This window comes from Brucella sp. LJL56, from assembly GCF_054871705.1.
Genome location: NZ_JBTXLQ010000003.1, coordinates 465267 through 489574 on the forward strand (window position 1 = coordinate 465267; position 24308 = coordinate 489574).

The following is a 24308-nucleotide window of genomic DNA, read 5'->3' on the forward strand; positions in this document are numbered from 1 at the left end:
AACTTATAATAGACTATCAGCGGCTACTTGCCGCGAGAATAGCTCCTTCGATGATATCCAAAGCCTGATCCAGCTCGGTTCGGGTGATGATCAACGGTGGCGAAAGCGTCAGCACATTGCCCTGGCTGATCTTGAAACTGACGCCGCCATCAAGGCAACGATAGTAAACAGCTTCCGCCATTTCATGATCGGGCATCCGTGTGTCGCGGTCTGTCACCAGCTCGACACCGAACAACAATCCCCGCCCGCGCACATCTCCGACACGATGACAACGTGCCTGAAGCGCGCGCAAACGGCCCATCGCATAGGCGCCAAGCTCTGCCGCTCGCTCCACCAGGCCCTCCTGTTCAATGATCTCAATTGTCGTGAGCGCTGCACGAGCCGTGACGGGATTTTTCTCGTGCGTATAGTGACCGATCGCAAAGTCGCCGCAAACATCGAGATCGCGACGAACAATGGTGCTGGCAATGGGAAGCAATCCTCCGCCCAGCGACTTGCCAAGAACGATCATGTCAGGTGTAACGCCGTCATGATCCGACGCAAAGAACCTGCCCGTCTTGCCCAACCCGGTCGGTATTTCGTCGAAGATCAGCAAGGTTCCGTGCCGGTCGCAAGCCTCGCGCACCTTCTTCCAGAATCCCGGTGGTGGCGGATAGGGCGTTGCACGCATGGGTTCGGCAACGACAGCCGCGATATCGCCTTCCCGCTCCAGCACAAACGACACAACATCGGCGCAGGCAATGCCGCAACTATCCGGGCTCTTGTGCTTGTAGTGACAGCGATAGCAGGCAAAAGGCGGCACATGCTCCGTTCCCGGCAGCAGCGGCCCGGCAATACCGGACCGGAATGTCGCCTCGCCGCCGACCGAGGATGCCCCAAAGCCTGCACCATGAAAGGCATCCCAGAAGGACAATGTCTTGAAACGTCCCGTGGCGGCGCGCGCGACCTTCAGGGCGACTTCAATGGCATCCGATCCTCCCGTCGTAAACAGCACCTTGTCCAGACTGCCGGGAGCAAGAGTGGCCAGTTTCTCAGCGAGCAGCACGGCAGTCTCGCAAGTGAAACGACGAGGCGCAAAGCAAAGCTCGTCCATCTGTTTCTTCACGGCTTCAATCAGACGTGGATGCGCATAGCCGATATGATGAGCGCTATTGCCATGAAAATCCATGAAACGCCGCCCATTGGCATCCTCGATCCAGATGCCTTGCGCCCTGACAATCGCCGTCAGACATGGGCTGGACAAGCTTTGATGCAGGAAAACATCAGCGTCGCGGTTCAGCAACTGCTGCATGGCTGGACTGTTTTTCTGCTCTTGCCAGCGCTGGCGGGCCTGCGAGCGATTGGATTCGCCTTCCGTATGCACCGCCAGTTTCATCAGCGTCCCCTTCCCGATGCTTCAGCCTTCGTGCTTTCTCGCCTATGCTTCCCCCCTTATGTTTCCCCCTTCTATGTTTCCCATGGCAGCGAGAACGTCTTGACGTTGGTAAAGCTCTTCATGGCTTCGATCACACCTTCCTTGTAACCGTTGCCGGAATCCTTGATGCCTCCGAACGGAGACATCTCGATCCGATATCCTGGGACTTCCCAGATATTGACGGTGCCGACTTTCAAACCCCGGATGTATTTTTGCATGCGGCGGTAATCATTGGTGCAAACGCCGGACGACAAGCCAAAGTCCGTTGAATTCGACAAAGCGATCAGGGCATCGTCATCTTCCGGTGCGCGGATGATCGGAATGACGGGGCCGAAAGTTTCCTGCATGACCAATTCCGAACCATGGGGAACTTCGTCCACAACGATCGGTGGCAGCAACGCGCCTTGTCTGCCGGGGTCGTAGAGTACCTTTGCTCCCTGTTCGGCAGCCGAATAAACAAGCTGCTCGAAACGCGCCGCGGCCTGTTCGTGAACGACTGTGCCAAGCTCCGTCTGCGGGTCCATCGGATCGCCGAAGCGGATTTTCTTCGCCCGTTCCAGAACCATCGGCACGAAACGGTCCGCAACACTGCCCTGACAGAGAATGCGTTTCACCGCCGTGCAGCGCTGGCCGGAATTCTTGGTCGCGCCAGCAACCGCCAGATCGGCGGCCTTGGCCAGATCATCGTCGCTCAGATCGTTGAGAATGATGAGAGGATCGTTGCCGCCAAGCTCCAGCACCATCCGCTTGTAGCCCCCGGTACGGGCGATCATCTTGCCCACCGGAACGCCACCGGTAAAGGTGATGAGGTCAATATCGGGGTTCGTAATCATTTCCAGCCCGATATCGTTGGGCAGGCCGGTGACGACCGACAGCATTTGCGGCGGCAAGCCGGCTTCATACATGATGTCGCACAACAGCAGAGCCGTCATCGGTGTCAGTTCGGTCGGTTTCACCACGACGCAATTGTTCGTGGCAATTGCGGGTGCAACCTTATGAGCCACCATGTTCAGCGGATGATTGAATGGTGTGATCGCGGAGATTGCCTGCAACGGTTCGCGCGTGGTGAAAATCTTGCGCGCCTTGCCGTGCGGTGTCAGATCGCAAGAGAAGATTTCACCGTCATCATGCAGGCACATCTGTCCCGAAAGGGTGAAGACATCGTAAGCGCGCCCGACTTCGTAATAGGCATCCATCTTCGAAATGCCGAGCTCTGAGGTAATCAGGCTGGCCATTTCTTCCTTGCGCTCAACCAGCAGTTCGGCAGTGCGCAACAGGATTTTCTGCCGTTCATACCGCGTGAGCTTCGATTGGTAGGACGCTGCAATCCTGAAGGCTTCGCGCGCATGCTCTGCCCGACCTGCGGGAACAGTACCGATCACCGCATTCGTATAGGGATAATGCACATCGAATGTCGTATCGGCATCAACCTTGCGGCCAGCGATGCGCATCGGCTCGTGTCGTGTCTTGATCTGTGTTTCAGGCTTGACCATGGCGTGTTCCTTCATCGGCCTTTGGAGTATCACGCGTGCGCAGCCGCAGTGACAGCGTAAAACAATGCATCGAAGTTTCGCAAAACCGGCGCATTCGGCAAGTCCGGCATCTGCCGGTTGACGATGAAAGGTACTTCCTGCTCGGTCAGCCCGCCATGCGAACGCAAAGGTTCGTTGAGCGCAGCCAGATCGTGTCGATGTTCGCTGGTGCCGATGGCCTTGTTGACGGTCGAAACCAGAACAATGTCACCAATACGGTCAGCAGGCAGTTCGAAGCGCTCGGCAGCAGCCGGATTATCCAGCACGACATCTATGCCTTCAATCCCTGCAAGGCGCTTCATGATATCGGCAGTATCCGTGCCTTCAGGCAGATAGGCGGTAGCAAAAGAACCGAGCGCACCATGGTGGACGACATAGGGATCGGTGATCGGCAGGATAACCCTGGCGGCATCCTTGCCAAGCCATTCGTCAAGAATATCTTGAACATAAACCACATCTGGCGAACCATCGGCCTTATGCTTCGGCTTCATGCCGTGATCGGCCGTCACCACGATTGCAGCGCCAAGCGCATCGAGTTCGGTCAGATATTTGTCGAACATTTCATAGAAGGCATTGGCTTGCGGAGTGCCAGGCGCATATTTGTGCTGCACATAGTCCGTTGTGGTGAGATACATCACATCCGGGCGGAATGTCTGCAGCAGCTTCACGCCAGCAGCAAAGACGAACTCCGACAATTCTGCCGAATAGACTTCCGGCACGGGCATACCCAGCCACTTCGAGGCATTGTCGATGCCATTTTCCGCCTTGGTCGTCGTATCCGAGCGTTCTGCCGAAAAGCAGACCGCGCGATCATCGTCAAACTGCAACCCCGCACCCAGAAGGGCACGCAGCTTGTCCTTCGCGGTCACGACCGCAACTTTGGCACCAGCATCGTAGAAGCCTTTGAAGATGGTCGGTGCGCGCAGGAAACGCACGTCGTTCATCATCACTTCCGTCCCGGTCTCGCGGTCATAGAGATAATTGCCGCAAATCCCGTGCACAGCCGGCGGGCGCCCGGTCGCGATGGATAGATTATTCGGGTTGGTAAAGCTTGGGATGACGCTGTGAGCGGTGCGTACAGTGCCAGTCTGCTTGATCCGCTTCAATGTCGGCATGAGCCCGGCGGCTATTGCTTCATCCAGATAGGCTGGTTCACAACCGTCGAGGCAGATGGCGATCGCCGGAGCCTTGGGCCAGCTATAGTCGCGCTCGTTCACCGTAACAGTCAGATTGGTCATCTTATTCACGTCGATATCCTTTGCGGGCCGGGTCCAAACCCGTTTGTGTTCCAAAATCTATGCGGCGAGTTTCGCTCTTTCATCGAGAGCCGCAGCCGGTGGCACAGCCGTGTCGACACCCATGGCATCAAGGGTTTCCCGTGCGGCAGCGACAACCTTGCGCATGACAGCCGCATCCATCCGGCCAATGCAGCCGATACGGAAACTTTCGACTACCGTCAGTTTTCCGGGATAGATGATGAAACCCTTGTTTTTCATCAGTTCATAGAATCTGTTGAACTCGAAATTCGGGTGGGCCGGGGTGAAGAACGTCACGATAATCGGCGACAGCCAACGGTCGCGCAGCAGGGTTTCAAAACCGAGCTCGCGCATTCCCGCGACCATGACATCGCGATTTTCGGTGTAGCGAGCAAGCCGACCCTTCGCGCCGCCTTCCACTTCATGCATACGCAACGCTTCCATGAAGGCGGCAACGACATGGGTTGGCGGTGTGTAGCGCCATTGGCCTGTCTTGTTCATCGCGATCCATTGCGCATGAATGTCCAGCGAAAGGGAGTGGCAATTGCCCTTGGAAGCCTCCAGCTCGCTCTTTCGGGCAATAACGAAACCAAAGCCCGGCACCCCTTCAATGCATTTATTGGCAGAGGAAACCATCGCCTCATAACGGATGGCGCCGACGCTGAGATCGATCGCACCGAAAGCACTCATCGAATCCACCAGCAATTTGCGACCGCGCGCATAAACCACTTCGGCAATTTCGCCGACCGGATTGAGAATGCCTGAACTGGTTTCGCAATGCACGACGATCACATGCGTGATGGCGGGATCTGCATCGAGAGCCGCTGCCACTTCATCGCCGCGCGGCGGCAGATAATCACCCTTGTCGATTACGCTGTAAGCTCGCCCCAGATATTCCAGCGTCTGCGCTATGCGCTGACCATAGGCTCCATTGATCAGAACCAGGATCTTGCCGTCGCGTGGCAGGAACGTGCCCAACATCGCTTCAACCGCGAACGAACCGCTTCCCTGGATCGGAACGCAATCGAACTCGCCCTTCCGGTCTCCGGCAATTTCCAGCAGACGCTGGCGCATTTCCGCCGTCATGCCGCGAAAATCACCGTCCCATGAGCCCCAGTCTCGCAGCATTGCCTGCTTGACTTCGGTAGCGGTCGTCAGCGGTCCCGGCGTCAGGAGATATGGCTCACCCAGAACTGGGGGATCAAATCGGGGCGCAATGACTTTGTTGTATTCCACCATTTATGTCCTCCACACAGTCTTTCGATTGAACCTGTTTCAAATGGCTGGACATAGATTGTGATTTGGTAGTCTATTTGTAAAATCGTTCTTTCAGATCATTCCATAAGTTTGACTTATGATTATGCTTCCACATGCGAAGCTCCAACCTGTTGATTTTCACTGAGAACTGACCCGGCGAGAATCAGGCTATATCCGCTCTGACGGACGACAGCATTGATGATCTGAGGCAAAATGCTGGCCGACCCTCATGGCTGCTTCATCAGGCAGATGACCAAAATGACGATGGGATTCGACGCGTTCCACTCCACCTCTGGTGCCGTCGCGGGGATCGAAGTGCCCATATGACCGCTCAGAACCGGTTCCAGAACGACAAGTGCTTATCGCCGGTATCACCCACCATCATCGGCTTCCACCCATTAAAGTGTGCCCGCCAGGCGTGACATAACTCAGCAGAAGTGAAAAATTGCGACACAGCCCTGCGAAGGTCTATGCGAACGTCAAAACATTCTCGCTTCCATGGTAGCATAGTGCAAGATGCGGACTTCATTTGTGCCGCAACAACTCCATTCCGGCCTTTCCAATCAGCTCTGACTTATGTGCCTGATCAGGAGTTGACGCAGTGTCTCACCATCACGTGCAATGATGGCATCAATCATTTGATGATGTTCCTTGGCTGATACCTCTATTCTGGCACGCGTTCTCCATTGCGAGACCGGCGCCGAAGACGTTCTTTGCCGGATCTCGTTTACAAGGGTCGTGAGTTCCTGATTTCCACCAAGGGAAATGAGGTAGTGATGAAAGGAGAGATTGACCTCATAAAGCTGCAGCATCGTGCCATTCAATACGAGTTGGTCGAATTGCTCCGCCAATGATCGCAATGTGCGAATATCGCCCTGTGTTGCATTCGTTGCAATTTTTCCGGCAATGGCCGTTTCGAGAATAATACGGATTTCTGCAACTTCGGCAGCTTGCTTCCCATCCGGCTCATAGACATGATAACCGCGATTAGGAACATGCTCCACCAGCCGCTTCTGCGCCAACCGGTCAAGCGCACGTCGAACTTGATTGCGCCCGCAATTGTAACGCCGCTCCAGATCGACCTGTTTCAACCAGCTACCGGATGCAAGAATTCCAGTCTGTATATCATGAAGGATCAGGTCGGTTACGTCTGCTTCCATGGAAACGGACACGTCGTCCCTTGCCTGTAAAGTCATGAAAACCTCCGTTCAGCATTCTCCACCCTTATGGACGAACTGCCAACCACCACGATGAATCAACGAATTACAATTTAATCAAAAATAATTCTTGCTCAAACAGAAATAGGTTCATAAATTGGTACCAATTTTGGATCACATTATAGGGCGATGATTACATGCTGAATTCCGATGCTGTCTGGCGCGTTGTCGACGAAAAGGCCGATGCATTCGCCTCGTTGAGCGACCGGGTATGGGATACGCCGGAAACCAACTACGAGGAATATCGATCCAGCGCTGAACACGCGGCTATGTTGGAGGCGGAAGGCTTCCGTGTCCGCAAAGGAGTCGCCGGATTGCCTACCGCAGTTGTCGGCGAAGCTGGCGATGGCGGGCCTGTGATTGCCATTCTGGGTGAATTCGATGCGTTGCCGGGATTGAGTCAGGAAGCCGGTCTGGCTGAGGAAAAGCCGATAGTTTCTGGAGGCAATGGTCACGGATGCGGTCATAATCTGCTCGGTGCCGGTTCCATGCTCGCCGCTGCTGCCGTCAAGGATTTTCTGGCGAGCAACGGCCTCAAGGGGCGTGTACGCTATTATGGCTGTCCGGCTGAAGAAGGCGGCTCATCCAAAGGCTTCATGGTCCGTGCCGGGGCATTCGACGACGTCGACATTGCTATTTCTTGGCATCCAGCCCCGTTCGCAGGCGTGAACAACCCGATTTCACTCGCCTGCAATGAGATCAATTTTCATTTCAAAGGCCGCGCATCACACGCCTCGGCTGCGCCACATCTGGGCCGCAGCGCACTTGATGCCGTCGAACTGATGAATGTCGGCGTCAACTACATGCGCGAGCACATGCCTTCCTCTGCGCGCATCCATTATGCTGTTACGGATACCGGCGGCCATGCACCCAATGTCGTTCAGGCACAGGCAACGGTTCGTTACCTCATCCGGGCCCGTAATCTTCCAGAATTGCTGGGACTCCTCGAACGCGTCAAAAACGTCGCACAAGGCGCGGCTTTGATGACCGGTACGTCAGTCCGAAGCGAGATCATAAGCGGTGACGCCAATCTTGTTGGGAATACACCGCTTGAACAGATCATGCATTCCGAACTCGAGCGGCTGGGACCTCCCGATTTCGATGCCGCCGACCGCGAAACGGCTGCACAGTTCCAAAACACCTTCAACAATGAGGACATCGCCTCTGCATTCCAGCGCTTCGGTCTCAAGATCCGGAAGAACGTTGCCCTATGCGACAGTATTTTCCCACCCGAGAGCGGTGACGGCACATTGGTAGGATCCACGGATGTGGGAACGGTAAGCTGGGTGGTCCCAACCGTACAAATGCGTGGCGCGACCTATGCAATCGGCACACCAGGACATTCGTGGCAACTGGTTGCGCAAGGGAAATTGCCTGCGGCGCACAAGGGAATGACCCACGCCGCGAAAGTAATGGCAGCGACTGCCCTGAGATTGATAGCTGAACCCGCTCTGATCGACGCGGCACGTGCTGACATGCGCCTGCGTCTGGACGGCACGCCTTTCGTCAATCCGATACCGGACGACGTAAACCCACCTCTGCCAGCCGCCAAACCCTGATCGTCTTCCGTGTATCCAGAACATAATTAAGGGGAACCACGCGATGCAGCATTATGATGGAACCGGAACAGACTGGTTGCACCCATGAACCAGCTTGGCTTTCTCGATATTGCCAGTTTCTCATTCGACGGCTGGGGGCCTGTCCTGCTGACCGGTACGGGCATGACATTGCTTATAGCCGTCGCAGGTTATGCGATCGGGGCGTTCATTGGGACCTTGGGCGCCTGGGCGAAAATTTCGGGCGGTTCATTTGCCCGCGCGTTCGCCGGTGCCTATACGACAGTCATACGCGGCATTCCCGATCTTCTGGTGATTTATCTTTTCTATTTCGGTGGCAGTGCTGCCATCACCGCCATCGGTAAATGGTTCGGTGCAGGAGGATTTATCGGCTTTCCGGGTTTTCTGGCCGGGGCATGCGCCATCGGTATCACGTCGGGTGCGCAGCAAACCGAAGTTTTCCGTGGTGCGTTTCGCGCCGTGAATCGTGGCGAACTTGAAGCTGCGACCGCCTGTGGCATGCCCCGCGCAACTATGTTCCGTCGCGTTGTGATGCCGCTCACCATGCGCCATGCCCTCCCCGGACTAGGCAATGTGTGGCAGGTGGCGCTGAAAGAATCTGCACTTGTTTCCGTTACCGGCGTCGTCGAACTGATGCGCCAAACACAGATTGCTGCGGGATCATCAGGTCTGCCTTTCTATTTCTACGCCATCGCTGCCGCCATCTATCTCGGCATTTCAACGATTTCGAGCACCCTATTGCAGGGTGCCGAACAACGATACTCCCGCGGCGTAAGGAGGGCATGATGGATATTGCCTTTGCTTGGGAAACCCTCATCAGCCTCCTGTCAGCGACGCCGTTGACATTACAGCTTGCTCTGACAGCGGCAGCCCTTGGTTGCATATTTGCGCTCCTTCTGGCGTTGTGTCGCGTATCGGGAGTTACAATTCTCGACTGGGCCGCACGGAGCTATATCTTCGTCTTTCGCGGCACGCCGCTACTGGTTCAGATATTTCTGATCTATTACGGCCTAGGACAGTTTCCCGAAATCCGAAAAAGCTTCCTCTGGGCTTTGCTGCGTGAGCCTTATTGGTGCGCAATTCTGGCTCTGACGCTGAACACGGCTGCTTATTCGGCGGAAATCATCCGTGGTGGTCTGTTATCGGTTCCCTTGGGGCAGGTTGAAGCCGCCAAGGCCTGCGGCATGTCACGCTTCAAGATATTTCGACGCATCGTGTTTCCACTGGCTATCCGGCAAGCACTTCCCGCTTATGGCAATGAAATCATCTCAATCGTCAAGGCGACTTCACTGACATCAATTATCACCTTGATGGAAATCACCGGCGTCGCTGCAAGAATAATTTCTGAATCCTATCGCGTCATCGAAGTATTCGTCATCGCGGGCGCGATCTATCTTGCAATCAATTTCATTCTGACCCGCCTCATCGCATTCGCGGAATACCGGTTGAGCCCGCACATACGGCAGCCGAAGGTGGCGCACTTTTCTGAAAGGCATGCGATATGAACAGTGTAAGTGCATCCGCAACGACAGCAGTGCGCATTCGGGATTTGCACAAAAGCTTTGGCGGTCTGGAAGTTCTGAAAGGCATTTCGCTGGATGCCCGCGAAGGAGAGGTCGTCTCCATCCTCGGCTCTTCGGGATCCGGCAAATCAACGATGCTCCGCTGTATCAATATGCTTGAGACGCCGGACCGCGGCGAGATAACCATCGCTGGCGAGACAGTCGCGCTTGCGAAAACACGAGACGGCAAAACGCAGCCGGCAGATCGTCGACAGGTCGAATATATACGTTCGCGTCTCGGAATGGTTTTCCAGAGCTTCAATCTATGGTCGCACAAGACCATTCTGGAGAATGTCATTGAAGCGCCTGTTCATGTTCTCAAGCGCCCCAGGGCCGAATGTATCGAAGAAGCGGAAGCGCTTCTCGCCAAAGTCGGCATTGCGGACAAACGCAATCAATACCCATCGCATCTTTCCGGCGGCCAACAGCAACGGGCAGCGATAGCTCGCGCACTGGCCATGCAACCCAAAGTCATGTTGTTCGATGAGCCAACCTCGGCGCTCGATCCAGAGTTGGTGGGAGAAGTCCTGCGCGTCATGCGCAGCCTCGCGGAAGAAGGCCGTACGATGTTGGTCGTGACCCATGAAATGGGATTTGCGCGCGATGTTTCCAGCCGCGTGATCTTTCTCCATCAAGGAGCAATCGAAGAAGAAGGCAAGCCGGCGGATGTCTTTTCCAATTCACAATCCGAACGTTTCCGTCAATTCATCAAGAACTGAGCTACAGGGGAATTTTATCATGAAATCGATCGTCTCTGCACTCGTCACGAGTGTTTCCACCATAGCTTTTCTGTTCACGGCGCCCGCGCTTGCACAGGAAAAGAAATGGGACAAGATCGTTATCGGAACTGAAGGTGGCTTTCCGCCCTATAATCTGACGCGCCCCGATGGCACGCTTGATGGCTACGATATTGAGCTCGGCAAATATCTCTGTGCCGAAATGAAGGTTGAGTGCACCTTTGTCGCGCAGTCGTTTGACGGCATCATTCCTGCACTGAATGCCGGGAAGTTCGACGCTATCATGGCTGGTTTGTCGGCAACGGAAAAACGCAAGCAAGCCATCGCATTTTCTATTTCCTATGGCAGCACCGGACAGGCTTTTGCAACAATAAAAGACAGTGGCCTCGGACAGCTTCCACTAACCGGACAACTCTTCTCGCTCGCTACCAATGAGGCGGGAGCTCAAAAAGCGCTGGATGAGATCAAGCCGCTCCTGCAGGGAAAGACCATCGGCGTCCAAACCGCATCTATGGCCGCAAGGTTCGTCGATGAGTATTTGAAAGGCGTTGTGGATATGCGCGAATACAAGACAACTGAACAGCACGATCTCGATCTGCTGGCAGGCCGCGTCGATCTGGTGATGGCATCCATGGGCTATTTCACCACAGCGATGAAAAAACCGACCAATTCAGAAATGGAAATCACGGGCCCTCGTTTTCAGGGCGGTTTTTTAGGTGCAGGCAGTTCAGTGGGCCTTCGCAAATCCGATCCGGAACTCAAGCAAATGTTCGACAAGGCAATCGAAAAGGCTAAAGCAGACGGCACCACCAAACGCTTGTCGGAGAAATGGTTCGGCTTCGACCTTACTCCGCAGTAAACTGCATCAGCGTCTCAACATTCATTAAAGCCCTCTCCGGCTCTTTGCCGAAGAGGGTGCGCCCTGGCCTCGGCGATCCATAAGGATGAGGCGTTTATCGCTGCTCGTGACAAGCTGGATTGGACCTCCCTCCCTCTTGTCTGGAGCGGGAGCATCACCAGTTCGCAGATTGTAGAACTCGAACGTGATCTCAACAGTGAGAGAAGCAAATTCGGTCGCGCCGCCGCTTTCCTTACAGTTCATGCTGATTGCCGGTCAAAATTCTATTGCCATCGAATTTCGAACTGACGATAAATCGCCATATGGGGACAAAGCTACTCGAACAGTTGACGTTTCCACCAATTGATATACCTTCTATTGTAGTGCAAGGCGCATCAATGTATTGCTATACAATTCGGTTTTGACGATGGATGTGCATCATGGATGTCTCTGCTAATGACGAGCGCAGTCGGCTGTTCGTCGGCTCGGTAGAAAAATGCTTTAAAATAATCGAAGCTTTTTCCGGTGCCCGATATTTTACCCTCGCTGAACTATGTGTGCGCTCCGGCTTTGATAAAAGTACGGTTCAGAGGATGACGCACACCCTCGCCGAGCTAGGCTATCTTGAACAATGCCCGATGACACGTCGCTTTGCGCTTTCCAACCGAACGCTTGATCTGTCCTATCATTTTCTCCGCAACCACCCTCTTATTGAACGGGCAACGCCAATGCTCATCGAGTTGCGCAGAGAATTCGATGAGCGAGTGGATTTGAGCCTTTTTGACGGCAGTAGCCTGGTTTATGCCCAACGCCTTCAAAGCCAGCGTGAACATTACTACACCACGTTGGCAGGGCGGCGCATTCCCCTTTATTGCACTGCTGGCGGTCGGGCGGTACTCTCTTGTCTTTCTGCCGACAGAGCAAAAGACATCATAACCGCGACAGAGAAACAATCCTTCACGCGTTTCACCCGCGTAAATGACGACGATATCCTTGCAGAGATTGAAGCCACACGTGAGCGCGGTTATGGCCTTGCGCGAAATGAACTTATCGAAAATGAACTTGTGATCGCGACGGCGATTACCGACGAAAACAATAATCCCATAGCTGCAGTGCACGTGGCCGCGAACTCCGCCCGCTGGACGGATCAGGAATTCGCGGACAAAGTCGTGCCGGGCATGCTCAGAGCAGTTTCATTCCTCAGATAGTGAAATCAGTGCCGGGTCGACCGGATGTTCTTTTGGGAAGCGACCAATCATCCATCCGCCATCGACGGCCAGTGTATGTCCGGTTATGTAGGCGGCTTCATCGGATGCGAGGAACCGAATTGCCCGTGCCACGTCTTCGGATTGCCCTAGTCTTCTGACAGGTGATTGATCTACCATTATCTTGGTACGCCACGGCTGTGTCTGAATACGCTCCTGAACGAGCGGCGTTTCAATCAACCCCGGCGCGACAGCATTCACACGCACTCCAGACGGACCCAGGTCGTTGGCCATCTGCCGGGTCAATCCGATCAGGGCTGCCTTCGAGGTTGAATACCCCGCACAGTTTTCAGCGCCTACAACACCAAAGACAGATGCAACGTTTACAATTGCTCCGCTCCGTCGTTGCGCAACAAAGCGCCTTGAGGCCCATCGAGACAGCCGGAACGCTGAAACAAGATTGACATCGAGATATCGGTGCATCTCCTCATCGGTGGTATCCAGAGCATGATGGCCTTTTCCAATGCCGGCGTTATTGACCAGAATATCTATATCACCCTGCAACTTCTCGAAAATATCTTCCAATTGCTCTGGCAATTCGGGATCAGACACATCTGCAATAAGAGGCCATAGATTTTCTTCGCTCTCGCAAAGGCGGTTAAGATCCTCAGCAAGCACATCGACCGCAACAACGCGGGCACCAGCATGCACCAAGGCACGACATGTTGCAGCCCCTATACCCCGTGCGCCACCGGTTACGACTGCCCATTTCCCCTGCAACGACGTATATTCGACGTTCATGTCATCCTCCTTGATCAAAATGTCGGCGCACCACCTACAGAGCGACCTCCATCCACAACGAGGACTTGCCCCGTAATAAAACTCGCGCGTTCATCCGCAAAAAAGGCTACGGCATTGGCGATGTCTTCGGGGGTCCCGACGCGTTTGATTGGTTGATCGGCAACCATGTCTTTCCACGCTTCGCCTCTTTTTAGCAGCATGTCCGTAAGGACCGCTCCAGGAGCAATAGCGTTAACGCATATTGACCGGTGAGCCAGCTCCAGAGCCAATGACTTCGTCATGCTTATGACCGCTCCCTTTGACGCGCTATAGTGAGCGGTGCCCCGACCACCGAAGGCTGCTCTCGAAGTGAGATTTATTATACGGCCGCCATCCGGCATCGAGGGCAGAACATTTTTCGTGAAGCGGAAAGTAGCCGAGACGTTGACGATGTACTGTTGATCGAAGTCGTCACCGCTGATTTCGTCGAACGGCTTCACGGAAAAGATGGCTGCATTATTGACGAGAACAACCGGGCTAGCGCTTAGCTTACACAGAAAATCCCGATGCGCGCCTTCGTCCGTCAGGTCGAATGAAGCTGCAAAGGCAGCACATCCGTCCTGCTTGACAAGCGCTACAGTTTTCTCCACCGCCTCAGAGTTGAGATCACAGCACGCGACCTGAAAACCATCTAAGGCAAGCCTTCGAGCAGTAGCGCGACCAATCCCGCCTCCAGCTCCTGTCACGATTGCGAGTGCCATCTAAGAACCCTCTTTTAACGTTGCACGACTTTTGCATTCACCGGTTATTGTCTTTTTGCCGGATCTTCCGATCAGCAGGTACGAGCTTTATCGCGGCCGTCGTGTGTGCCTCAATCTTGTCTCGGGAATAAAGGAGCGGCTTGAGTTCGCAGTCTTGCCAGCTTTTGCCAAGATCCGCGAAGTGCACAGATCCAGGCACTCCGCTTTGCCCCGGATTGTTGATAAAAAGACTGTTATCCCAACCGCCTACATCAATAACCATTCGTACCGAGGGCCCGCCTATAACGTTAAAATCGCTCAAACGATACGTTGCATAGTTGAGGGTAGAGCCGCTGCCACCAAGGGCGACCGGACCAGGCGACCAGTTATGATCGGTGAGTTTCTGAAGGGGATGGTAGAGGTGCAACTTATGCAGTTGCCCCCATGACCATTCCGATGGTTTCTGGCCCAAGAGTTGGGAACACTCAATAAACGCTGCCGCCAGGGTTTGCCTTAAGGCACCGAGTGTCTCGCCGTCGAACGTTGCATTTTCGATCCACTCCGCGACACTTGGAGGATCAAGAGGTAGAAGAAGCGGAAGCACCTTGTCATCAGCCCCTTCAAGCTTAGCAATGAACGGGCCGAGATGTTTAGTAAGCCAGACTTCGAAGAGGGCTGCTGATGATGAGCTAGCCTCAAGATCGCCATTCCACAACTCCAGCAACTGCCAGGAAGGCTCATTGCTAAGATATTCAGACACTTCTTTGAGTTTGCCCAGGATTCGAACAGCGATTGGAGAAACGGTCGAAGCTTGGAGACGAATGCTGTCTTGCAGCGTGAGTAATTGCTCTGATGCCAGCTTCTGATGCAAGGTGTCGTGACGGCTGCTATCCAACCACTCATACCCGATAGGAACATTATTCTTCGTCCATTCGTCGGGAATATTCATTGCGTTCGCCGTGGCAATAAAGCCTCGTTCCGGGTTGATTTCCGCCGGTGTTTCACTCGGCGACAAGTATCCTTCCCACTCATAGCGGCCATCTCCGGGAACAGGCATCAAGCCATCCCAGTTCTTTCTGATTGGAGCAGCTCCTGAAGGCTTCCACGCTATTGTATTGGAGGTGTCTGCATAAACATGATTAACGGACGGACAGCCCCACCCTTCCAGCGCCGCCGTATAGTCAGCATAGTTGCGCGCCCTCATCACGGCGAGGCTCGCCATATAGGGAGCCATGCCTGCATCCATCCATACCGTCCGCAGGCTGAAAGCTCTGTTGTTCGCACGGTCTTCATATATGACAGGACCATGCCTGGTGAACTTCAACTCGATCTTCTGATCGTCGTACCCCTTTACTGGAAGCCGCTCCTCAACGATCTTGAATTTCTCCCATCCTCCTTTATAGAAATAGCACGATGGGTCATCCTCAGATGTCTCGTAGAAGTATATGTCTTCCTGATCCGCGCCGAAAATTGTAAGGCCGAATGCCGCTGTTCCATTGTGCCCCATTGATATGCCAGGAACCATTGGCTCACCAGCACCAACAACATCGAACCCGGGCATTGCAAGATGCACGACATAGCGGATCGATGGCAGCACATGCGTGCGGTGTGGATCGAGAGCGAGAATTGGGCGGCCCGTAGCGGTCTTGTCTCCGGAAATGGCCCAATTGTTCGAGCCTTCTTCAAAAGAGGCTCTGGCAATTTCGCCGGTCGGTAAAACAGAAGTCCAACTTTGGGCTTCTTCAAGACTTACGGCCAGACGTTCGTTTGAAAACGTCGCCGGGCTTACAGCAAGCTGAAAATCGCGTAGAACCCGATCTGATATGATCGCCGGATCAAAGCCATCTACTGGTTCAGGGACCTTACTGTGGGAGAGCTTTTTGCGCAGTCCATCCAGCTTCGAGGCTAGTTGGCCACCAGCCAGTGCAAATATTTTTGAGCGAAGCGCCTCTGATGAGGCATTTCTCGTCAGCGAATGTGTCCTGACCCGAACAACATCTTCCGGTTTCCAGCGATCTGGCCGGTTCCCGAGAAGCTCAAACTCCGGCGGAAGACAGAAATTGCCTGCGTCACAACCATCGATATAAGCATTGATGCCATGGGTAAACGCAGTGCATATCTCTTCTGAATTCGGCCCATATGCCTTCCACTCTGCGTCCATCCCGCCGCGATAGAGAAATAATCGCGATGCCCGGTCCTGCTCAAGATATCCCGGCCCGAAATCCCGAGCGAGCAACCCCAACCCTCTCTTCCGCGCGATATCAATCTGCCACAAGCGATCCCGCGCGACATTCCATCCCTGCGCAAAAAAAAGATCGTACAGGTTGGCCGCTTCGATATGGGCAACACCCCATTGATCAACTTTAATGCTGATAGTCGAACCAATGCCCGCGATCTTGTATTCGTTGGATATATGCTGAGAGTTCATTATCGCCTACAGAATAAGTTATTCATCAGGGACGGTTGGACACGCACAACCGGGCGTGTCCAGAGGAGGCGAGGACGCTGATCGCGCCTCACCGACTTTGACCAAAGGATATACGGGTTAAATAGCCTGAGCGACGTACTCTGCTATTTGCCGATGTGTAGCGAACCACACATCGCCTTTGCTCTGGGCAGCCCGAATAAGCTCCTCAACAATCCATATGCGAGACCGATATCCGATGATGTGAGGATGCATGGTGAGCTGGAAAAGCTCGCCTTCTTCGTAGGCCTGCTCAAATTCTCTCATGAATATGGCAAGAACGTCTTCCGGTCCTATGTGCGGACGCAAAGACTCAAACCTGCTCATCATGAAGTATGGAGCGTCGTCTCTGATCCATTCTACAGGTATTTCGACAATTCCAGTTCGCTCCCCGTTTTCCATCAACTCATAGCAATTGTCGTCAGCCATCAGGGACGAGTCGTAGCGCAAACCCATTTCGCGAATGATGGAAAGTGTACTGTCGGAAAAATCCCATGATGGTGTGCGGATTCCCACAGGGCGGATACCGGTGATCTTTTCCAGCATATCCGCGCTCCGCAGCATGAGATCACGTTCATTTTCAGCGGGAAGGATGGAATTCAATTCATGAATCCAGCCATGTATCCCAATCTCATGTCCGGCGTCGACTACCGCTTTCTGCTCTTCCGGATATAGCTGAGCAACGACAGCGGGAACATAGAAACTCGCTTTGATATCGTATTTGTTCAGGAGGGAAAGGACGCGAGGCATTCCCCGACGGTTGCCATATTGTCCCCATGACAAGCGCCCGAGGGATTTACCACCATCCCTCAGCTCGTTGGTTTCATGATCGACGTCAAACGAGAGCGCGATTGCGCAACGTTTGCCATTCGGCCATGGTGGGGTCAGTGACTTTCCCGCACGAACTTTGTTGACGCGATTGCGCCAGACGTCATCAGGCCACTGCCATGGTTTCAAAGTTTCAAAATCGCTCATGAAGTTCTCCATTACCTCAGTTCTGACTTTGCCGTTTCAGGCAAGCGGGAAAGAACCAGCATCGTGATGAGTGCGGCCGGGATAAGATAAAAGTAAGTCGGTGATAGCGGCGATCCCGTTACCTTGATCAGCCACGTTGCCATGAAGGGAGCAAAACCACCGAAAATAGCGGCCGCCATCGTATATCCTATCGACATCCATGTTGACCGCATATGAGTGGGAAATATTTCTGAGATGGCGGCGGGTCCAGGCCCGGAATAAAGAGCCATCACCACTCCCAATACGATCTGGACTGCCAGTATTGTAGTAAATGACGCGCCGTCCGCGATAAGCGAGAAAAGAGGGTAGACCAACACGATCGCAGCCAGGGTGCTTCCAATCAAAAGAGGCTTGCGGCCAATCTTATCCGAAAGATGACCAAGAAGTGGCACCGCTAGAATCATGGCGATCAGTCCACCCGTATTTGCCCAAAGCGCTTGTGACGCTGAGAGACCACCATATTTCTGCGTAAACGTGGGCATGTAAGCCAGCAATGTATAATAGGCGACGGTCCAGAAGATTGTGAAGCCAAAGGCGCGCAGGCCTAAGCGTGGACCGCTGATTTCGGGCTCTGGCGCCAGATCGGCAGCCGACTGCGCTTCCTCGAATGCTGGGGTCTCATCCACGCTCCTGCGAATGAACACTCCAACCACGAGTAATGCAGCACCCAGCAAAAACGGAATTCGCCATCCCCACGACATCATATCTTCCGTAGAAATCAGAGTCGTCAGGACCGCAGCGACAGCGGAGCCAAGCAGGGTTCCCCCCGCAGTACTTACCTGCTGGAAAGAACCGAAAAAACCGCGACGATTTTTGGGAGCCCATTCAATAATAAAGGCTGTAGAAGCACCCCATTCACCGCCGCCTGCAATACCCTGTACCACTCTCAACGCGACCAGCGATGCCGGGGCCAGCAGACCAATTTGCTCATAGGATGGCAGTATACCGATCCCGATGGTACCAACTGCCATCATGATCAGGGTCAGCACCAGAGCGAACTTACGGCCTTTCGTGTCCCCGAGACGGCCAATTACCACACCGCCAAGCGGCCGCGCAAGAAAGCCAACTCCAAAGGCCGCAAAGGTTGCGAGCAACGACGCCGTCGGATCATCTGAAGGAAAGAACTTTACCGAAATCGTGGTAGCCAGAAAGGCGTAGACGCCAAAATCGTACCATTCCAGCATATTCCCTATTGAAGCAGCCCAAATGGCCTTTTTCGCGTTGCGGTCCATATTGGACCGAACGGGAATGGTATCCGTAGCGAAAGTCATGGATTGTTCCCCATTGTATCTGTATTGCATTGCAATTTTATATATTGCATTTATAATGAAGAAGGTTGTTCCTTTCGTCAACGGTAATATTTGGAAAAGCGGCGTTGGGGCTGCTGACTAGAGCATAATCCGACCGGAATGAAACGAGGATCGATAAGATTATGCTTCAAATAAAAGAGGTTAGAGCGCCGATCTGATTCAATCAGATCGAAACGCGCTCTAACAGTAAGTCAATCTGCAACGAGGAATGCCATTCAGTCTGCTTTTTGTGTGAATTTACAAAGGTTTTGAACCGTGTGGCTCATTTCGGCGGGACCGTTGGAGTATTTCCTTGCGCCCGTGGGCTTTGGCCAAGCTGCCAAAAGTCTAAAAGTTAGGCTCATCAACGAAACACGTCGCCGACGATGGTGGTCAAAGGCACCGCCATTGGAGGGAATGCGGAGAGATTTTGTTTGTTATCTTCAAATCTTTCTCACTTTCCCATGGCAGTCTATGCGCACTTCGGTATCGATTACCGCTTGAGTTATAGACGCCGCAGATACCATCACTCGTGGTCTCGCTAAGGCGGGTAGTGAATACGTGCTACACAAGCTCAAGATGCTCTCCCCCGCCTAAGGCGGAAGAGACGTAACAGCTTATAACTCTGATATAAAATGGCGTCGACACCATTGTTCTCGCAAATATCAGAAGCGACATGACCCCAGAAGATCATGTCTCCTTGTGGACTGAATTAATTCCGTATTTTGGTGTCTGATTTCGCAAAACAGCGGCAACATCAGCAAAAACCTTGTTTCTCACCTCTGCATAAGACTGCTTGGAATAATGTGCTGCATGAGGAGAAAGAAGAAGGTTTTCCACGCGCAGAAGCGGGTTGTCTGGCCTTGGCGGTTCCTGGACAAGCGTATCGATACCCGCGCCAGATAGATGTGCCGATTTCAGGGCGTTTGCTAACGCTCCTTCATCCACAAGGCCGCCGCGGGAAACATTGATCAGGATCGCACCTTTCTTCATTCGTGCGAGCACGTCTTTTGAGATGATATTCTGTGTTTCGGGCGTGGCGGGAACATGAAGCGAAACAATATCGGATTGAGTTATCACCTCTTCGAACGTGGCTGCTTCCACACCGGTCGCAGCAATGGATTCTGGAACCATATAGGGGTCGTATGCAATGACTTTATAGCCGAATGCTGCAGCCTTGCGTGCTGTCATACGGCTGATTTGACCAAAACCGATCAAGCCAAGCTTCTGATGCGAAGGTCGGATAATTCCCTCGCCTTCCACCATAGCCTGCCAGCGTCCCGCGCGCACGGCAGTGTCGTAGCGCTTCAACCGGCGAGCGAGAGCCAACATCATTGCCACAGCGTGAGTGCTAACCTCGTCTAGATTGGAGTCTGGCACATAAGTGACCTGAACCCCTGCCCGCGTACAGGCCTCGACATCAATGGAATCGAGCCCCACGCCAAAGCGACCGATGACTTTAAGTTTTGGCAGCGCCTTTACAACACGCTCAGTCACCGGTTCGCGCAAGATCATTAACGCATCCGCATCGTAGCAATGCTCAATCAGATCGTCTTCGTTAAGAAGCGTTTTTTCGATGAAGGTCGCATCGAGCCCTGCAAGATATGCATATTGTTCCGGCTCAACTGTGAGAACGCCATCACACTTGACGATCTTCATGCGGATTTCCTTTCCGTTTCAGTGATAGCTGCTCGCGCTTGCGATATGCCTCCCGCCATTGCAGCGCCGAGAAACATCGTATCGCTTGCGAGCAGATAGAACGAGATTCCTTTCCCGTACCAAACGGCGATGTCGCTTGTATCCGGGCGGAAAATGCCTACAGCTTTGTTCGCAGAAATTGCTGTTCTTGTGATCTTTTCAATCGCAGCAACAAGTTTTTCGCGACCATTCGGCCCCATCGCATCGATGGAAACGGACAGGTCTCCGGGGCCGATGAAGATCACATCGACACCATCAACTTCTGAGATCTCTTCGATATTGGCCAGACCTTCAGCCGTTTCGACCTGGATCGCCAAAGCGATGGCATCGTTTGCTGCGGTCAGATAGTCTGGAATACGATAGCCATAGGCCGCGGCGCGACCGGGCCCAACCCCTCGAGTGCCTGTCGGCGGATAGCGCGTTGCCTGAACTGCGGCCCGTGCCTGGTGAGCCGTTGATACGCGCGGCACAAGAACACCTTGCGCACCGGCATCAAGCACAGCCGCAATCGCTTCCGGAGCATGACCCGGTACCCGGACCATGGCCGGCACAGCGTGAACATCGCAAGCCCGGATCAGATCCTCAATACGCTCACGACTGATCTGCGAATGTTCCCAGTCTATGCAGACGAAATCAAGCCCGGTGGCCGCCGTCACCTCGACCGCGACAGGATGGGGGATAGCGGAAAACGTCCCCATCAGCGGTGAGCGTGCCTTGCAGCGAGCACGAAAACTTTCCATGAATCCATTCCTTTTAAAAGCGTTAGAAGAATGAAATTTCTTTCCCTTCCACGCAGCTTTAGCGGGCAGCAAAAAGTAGCGCCTCACGCCGCCGCGCCAGACGGATGTTGACGAAACTCATGAGCCCACCTGACAGTAGAAAAGCAGCAGCGACGAAAAGCGCATATTCGTAATTACCCGTCGTATCGCGAATGATTCCGAACAGGTAGGGACCGGTGAACCCGCCGAGATTGCCAAGTGAGTTCGCCAGTGCGATCGCGGCTGCCGCCGCAGCGCCTGATACTGCAGGTCGTGGCAGCGCCCAGTAGGCGCTCCCACCCGCATAGATGCCCGCCGCAACGCAACAGAATGCGAACATCGAAAGCAGCGGGTTTGTCGTCAAAGCGCCGATCACAAACCCAAATGCGCCTAGAGCACAGGGAATGAGCACATAAAACAGGCGATCATCCGTGTATTTCGTGTAACGGCTCCAGAAATAGATCGCTAGAGCGGCGGCAATATAGGGGACAGCCACCACCCAGCCCACCATCGACGTCTGGACACCCAGTTCACGAACGATTCGTGGCAGCCACATGTTGAGCGCATAGCCGGTTGTCAGGATAAGAAAATACTGGAACGCGAGCGCAAGCGTAGGCAAATCCTTTAACGCAGACAACGGCGAGGCATGTTTCGTGGCTGAATTGCCTTCCGCCTGCAACTGTGCGCGCAATACGCCTTTCTGGTCATTGTTTAGAAACTTCGCGTCTTCGATGCGATCAGGCAGTTTGAGAAAGACGATAACGCCGAGAATGATGGCAGGTATTCCCTCAATGATAAACATCCAGCGCCAGTCAAAGGCTTCGATCAACGCTGTGGAAAGCGGTGCACCGACAGCATTTGCAACAGGGCCGAAGGCGAAAAAGATTGCTGTTGCCCTGCCAATTTCGCGTTTCGTGTACCACTGGTTCATATAATAGACGACACCGGGAACAAAACCGGCTTCTGCAAGCCCGAGTAGGAAACGGATCGCATAGAAGGAATAGGGGCCTTGCACCAAAGCCATGCACATGGACAGAATGCCCCACGTGACCATGATACGCGCTATCCATCGGCGCGCGCCGACCTTCTGCAAAATCAGATTGCTCGGAATCTCGAATACGAAGTAGCCGAGAAAGAAAATACCTGCGCCAAAACCGTAGGCGGCCGCGGAAAGACCGATTTCCGCATTCATTGTTAGCGACGCGAACCCGACGTTCACGCGGTCCAGAATTGACACGAAAAAGCTGATCCCGAGCAGCGGCATTATGTTGCGAGTCACTTGTCGGGCGATGTGTTCATCCATAATTTCTCCTCCATGGGAATCGACTTTCCCAAATGTTCCCGATATAAAAGTGTCGGCACTTTTTGTTTTATTGTCGACACATACCGGAAAGATGGAGCCATGTCTAATAAATTTACGCCCTCAGACGAGCACAACGATCAGCAAGGACGTACTGGTGACATGGTGCAGATCCTGGTCGCCAGTTTGCGAGAAAAAATTCTAAGCGGGGAACTGCCAGCCGGGCAGAGGATACGCGAATCGAGCGTCGCATCAGAGCTCAGCGTCAGCCGTGCAACGCTACGCGAGGCTCTCAGACTAATCGAGAGAGGTGGATTGATCGAGAAGTCACCCAACCGTTCCTACATCGTTGTGAGCTTTAACGAACGAGATATTTTCGAACTCGCCACCTTACGTACGGCTCTTGAAGTCATGGGAGCACGACTCGCACTTCAAAGAAGTTATACATCTTCCGCTTTGGCGGCGGCCATACCTGCTATCGCATTAGCTGCAGAGAACCGCGACCTCAAGGCGCTGGCGGCGGCAGACCGTCGCTTTCATGAGGTATTGATCGAGTGCGCCGATCACAGGCGTCTTCTAGACTCGTATCATGCATTACAGGATCAGATTGAACTGGCCATGCTCAATGTCCAGAAACATGAGTTGAATATTTCGGGAATAGCAGACCGGCATGCGCGGCTCGTTGCACATGCGACGAACCCGGACAAGTTCGTTGAAGAACTCTCTCGACATATCCGTGAGGGGATGGGCGTTAGCGATATCTCGGTTTTAATTTGATTCAGACGGTATCAGCCCATATAAATCTTTGGATTGTTGAACTAATCGCCAGTCAAGATTCTTTGCGGACATTCCTCACCAACGGCGATAGGGCCCATCGCCATTCAGGCGGACCACGATCTCAAGGGGCGCGAAGCCGGTTTCCGATGCAGCCCTTGAACCGGCCTATCGTGGTTTTCGCCCTTGACCGTTTGCCATAATCAGTCATGGCTTGCCGGGCGAGCCGGTCATGCTCGAGGATCGTCTTGATGTGCCAGGCCCGCTGGCATGGGTGCCCCATGCATGTCTGCCGCGTCATCGCGCCATTTTCTGGAGATATGCAACGGACCACGGCGTCGGCTCAGGGTCATATGATCAGGCACCGGCAGATCGACGCCCATCAACGCAAACAGCGAAGCCATCAGCCCTTCGATCTGCCGTAAAGGTTGAGCGAAGACCAGACTGCACATCAGCGGCTTCAATGGCCAGGTCCGAATAAGGCGGCTGTCCACCCGGCATCCTGCGCCGATCGGCATACCATCTGGAAATGGCATCCTCGCTCAGCCAGAAGGTGATGCTGCTGCGCTGGCGCAAACCAGCCTCACAGGTCGGCCAATTCGTCACCTTGAACTGCTGTCTTGGTGTCGTGTGACGGCGGGCAGCGTTGTGCTTGGGAGGCATGATGGCTTTCCATAAAATCAAAATACCCCCGCTAACCGACCATCCTATGCATTCCGTTCTCAACAATTCAGATCCATGCACCAAAGCTGGGAATAACTCTAGGCGGCACGTCGAGGCCAATATAATCAGAAAATCATACCGCGCCTTCATGTCTCTCTCGACGGTACCCGCCATGGCTGTGCGATGAAAACCCACCTTCTGGCTACAAGAAAGGGCCTGAGATCTTCTTTGCT

Annotated in this window: 22 protein-coding genes; 7 read left to right on the top strand and 15 right to left on the bottom strand. The window is 53.8% G+C overall.

The annotated features are described in order from the left end of the window. Positions 1–16 precede the first annotated feature (16 nt). The 5 genes from pbfA to ACYSN1_RS14155 all read right to left on the bottom strand — a co-directional run bounded on the left by pbfA (position 17) and on the right by ACYSN1_RS14155 (position 6655). Positions 17–1375, bottom strand: a complete 1359-nt coding sequence (gene pbfA, locus ACYSN1_RS14135) for a (R)-1-hydroxy-2-aminoethylphosphonate ammonia-lyase (RefSeq protein WP_461726259.1) — start codon at positions 1373–1375, stop codon at positions 17–19. A gap of 71 nt (positions 1376–1446) precedes the next feature. After that, a complete protein-coding gene (gene phnY, locus ACYSN1_RS14140) occupies positions 1447–2907 on the bottom strand; it encodes a phosphonoacetaldehyde dehydrogenase (protein ID WP_109989321.1) in 1461 nt (486 codons plus the stop codon). A gap of 29 nt (positions 2908–2936) precedes the next feature. Next, the gene (gene phnA / locus ACYSN1_RS14145) at positions 2937–4184 is read right to left on the bottom strand and encodes a phosphonoacetate hydrolase (protein WP_461726302.1); all 1248 of its coding nucleotides are present in this window, start codon (positions 4182–4184) and stop codon (positions 2937–2939) included. Between the two features lie 57 nt (positions 4185–4241). After that, positions 4242–5441 (bottom strand): 2-aminoethylphosphonate--pyruvate transaminase, encoded by a 1200-nt coding sequence (locus tag ACYSN1_RS14150; protein WP_461726260.1) that lies wholly within the window; start codon positions 5439–5441, stop codon positions 4242–4244. Between the two features lie 581 nt (positions 5442–6022). Next, positions 6023–6655 carry a GntR family transcriptional regulator gene (locus ACYSN1_RS14155; protein ID WP_461726261.1) on the bottom strand — a complete coding sequence of 211 codons (633 nt, stop codon included), beginning with the start codon at positions 6653–6655 and terminating at the stop codon, positions 6023–6025. Positions 6656–6813: 158 nt separating this feature from the next. On the opposite strand from ACYSN1_RS14155, the gene ACYSN1_RS14160 reads away from it, so the two are divergent. From ACYSN1_RS14160 to ACYSN1_RS14185, 6 genes are all read left to right on the top strand, one after another. Then, a complete protein-coding gene (locus ACYSN1_RS14160) occupies positions 6814–8235 on the top strand; it encodes a M20 family metallopeptidase (RefSeq protein ID WP_461726262.1) in 1422 nt (473 codons plus the stop codon). Between the two features lie 84 nt (positions 8236–8319). After that, positions 8320–9039, top strand: a complete 720-nt coding sequence (locus tag ACYSN1_RS14165) for an ABC transporter permease (RefSeq protein WP_461726263.1) — start codon at positions 8320–8322, stop codon at positions 9037–9039. Then, a complete protein-coding gene (locus ACYSN1_RS14170; protein ID WP_461726264.1) occupies positions 9039–9758 on the top strand; it encodes an ABC transporter permease in 720 nt (239 codons plus the stop codon). The genes ACYSN1_RS14165 and ACYSN1_RS14170 overlap by 1 nt, the downstream gene beginning before the upstream one ends. Further along, positions 9755–10534, top strand: coding sequence for an ABC transporter ATP-binding protein (locus ACYSN1_RS14175; protein WP_461726265.1), 780 nt, complete (start codon positions 9755–9757; stop codon positions 10532–10534). The genes ACYSN1_RS14170 and ACYSN1_RS14175 overlap by 4 nt, the downstream gene beginning before the upstream one ends. Before the next feature lie 19 nt (positions 10535–10553). Continuing rightward, positions 10554–11411 (top strand): transporter substrate-binding domain-containing protein, encoded by an 858-nt coding sequence (locus ACYSN1_RS14180; protein WP_461726266.1) that lies wholly within the window; start codon positions 10554–10556, stop codon positions 11409–11411. Positions 11412–11830: 419 nt separating this feature from the next. Then, positions 11831–12598 (top strand): IclR family transcriptional regulator, encoded by a 768-nt coding sequence (locus ACYSN1_RS14185; protein WP_461726267.1) that lies wholly within the window; start codon positions 11831–11833, stop codon positions 12596–12598. On the opposite strand, the gene ACYSN1_RS14190 is transcribed toward ACYSN1_RS14185, so the two are convergent. From ACYSN1_RS14190 to ACYSN1_RS14225, 8 genes are all read right to left on the bottom strand, one after another. After that, positions 12584–13396, bottom strand: a complete 813-nt coding sequence (locus ACYSN1_RS14190) for an SDR family NAD(P)-dependent oxidoreductase (RefSeq protein ID WP_461726268.1) — start codon at positions 13394–13396, stop codon at positions 12584–12586. The genes ACYSN1_RS14185 and ACYSN1_RS14190 overlap by 15 nt on opposite strands. A gap of 14 nt (positions 13397–13410) precedes the next feature. Continuing rightward, complete coding sequence (locus ACYSN1_RS14195) at positions 13411–14136, bottom strand: SDR family NAD(P)-dependent oxidoreductase (protein ID WP_461726269.1); 726 nt, start codon at positions 14134–14136, stop codon at positions 13411–13413. A 37-nt stretch (positions 14137–14173) separates the two neighbouring features. Next, on the bottom strand, positions 14174–16543 hold the full coding sequence (locus ACYSN1_RS14200) for a penicillin acylase family protein (RefSeq protein ID WP_461726270.1): 2370 nt from the start codon (positions 16541–16543) through the stop codon (positions 14174–14176). Between the two features lie 117 nt (positions 16544–16660). Further along, on the bottom strand, positions 16661–17554 hold the full coding sequence (locus ACYSN1_RS14205) for a polysaccharide deacetylase family protein (protein WP_461726271.1): 894 nt from the start codon (positions 17552–17554) through the stop codon (positions 16661–16663). An 11-nt stretch (positions 17555–17565) separates the two neighbouring features. Then, positions 17566–18864 carry an MFS transporter gene (locus tag ACYSN1_RS14210; RefSeq protein ID WP_461726272.1) on the bottom strand — a complete coding sequence of 433 codons (1299 nt, stop codon included), beginning with the start codon at positions 18862–18864 and terminating at the stop codon, positions 17566–17568. 708 nt (positions 18865–19572) lie between these two features. Next, the gene (locus tag ACYSN1_RS14215) at positions 19573–20541 is read right to left on the bottom strand and encodes a C-terminal binding protein (RefSeq protein WP_461726273.1); all 969 of its coding nucleotides are present in this window, start codon (positions 20539–20541) and stop codon (positions 19573–19575) included. After that, entirely contained in the window at positions 20538–21320 is a 783-nt protein-coding gene (locus ACYSN1_RS14220; protein WP_461726274.1) for an HpcH/HpaI aldolase family protein, read from the bottom strand. Before ACYSN1_RS14220 ends, ACYSN1_RS14215 begins: the two co-directional genes overlap by 4 nt. 58 nt (positions 21321–21378) lie before the next feature. Next, the gene (locus ACYSN1_RS14225) at positions 21379–22641 is read right to left on the bottom strand and encodes an MFS transporter (protein ID WP_461726275.1); all 1263 of its coding nucleotides are present in this window, start codon (positions 22639–22641) and stop codon (positions 21379–21381) included. Between the two features lie 99 nt (positions 22642–22740). Here ACYSN1_RS14225 and ACYSN1_RS14230 point away from each other — a divergent pair, with 99 nt between their 5' ends. After that, entirely contained in the window at positions 22741–23415 is a 675-nt protein-coding gene (locus ACYSN1_RS14230) for a GntR family transcriptional regulator (RefSeq protein WP_461726276.1), read from the top strand. A gap of 227 nt (positions 23416–23642) precedes the next feature. Here the strand turns inward: ACYSN1_RS14230 and ACYSN1_RS14235 are convergent, their stop codons facing one another. Beyond that, positions 23643–23864 carry a transposase gene (locus ACYSN1_RS14235; protein WP_461726303.1) on the bottom strand — a complete coding sequence of 74 codons (222 nt, stop codon included), beginning with the start codon at positions 23862–23864 and terminating at the stop codon, positions 23643–23645. Then, complete coding sequence (locus ACYSN1_RS14240; RefSeq protein ID WP_461726305.1) at positions 23770–24075, bottom strand: hypothetical protein; 306 nt, start codon at positions 24073–24075, stop codon at positions 23770–23772. Before ACYSN1_RS14240 ends, ACYSN1_RS14235 begins: the two co-directional genes overlap by 95 nt. Between the last annotated feature and the right edge of the window lie 233 nt (positions 24076–24308).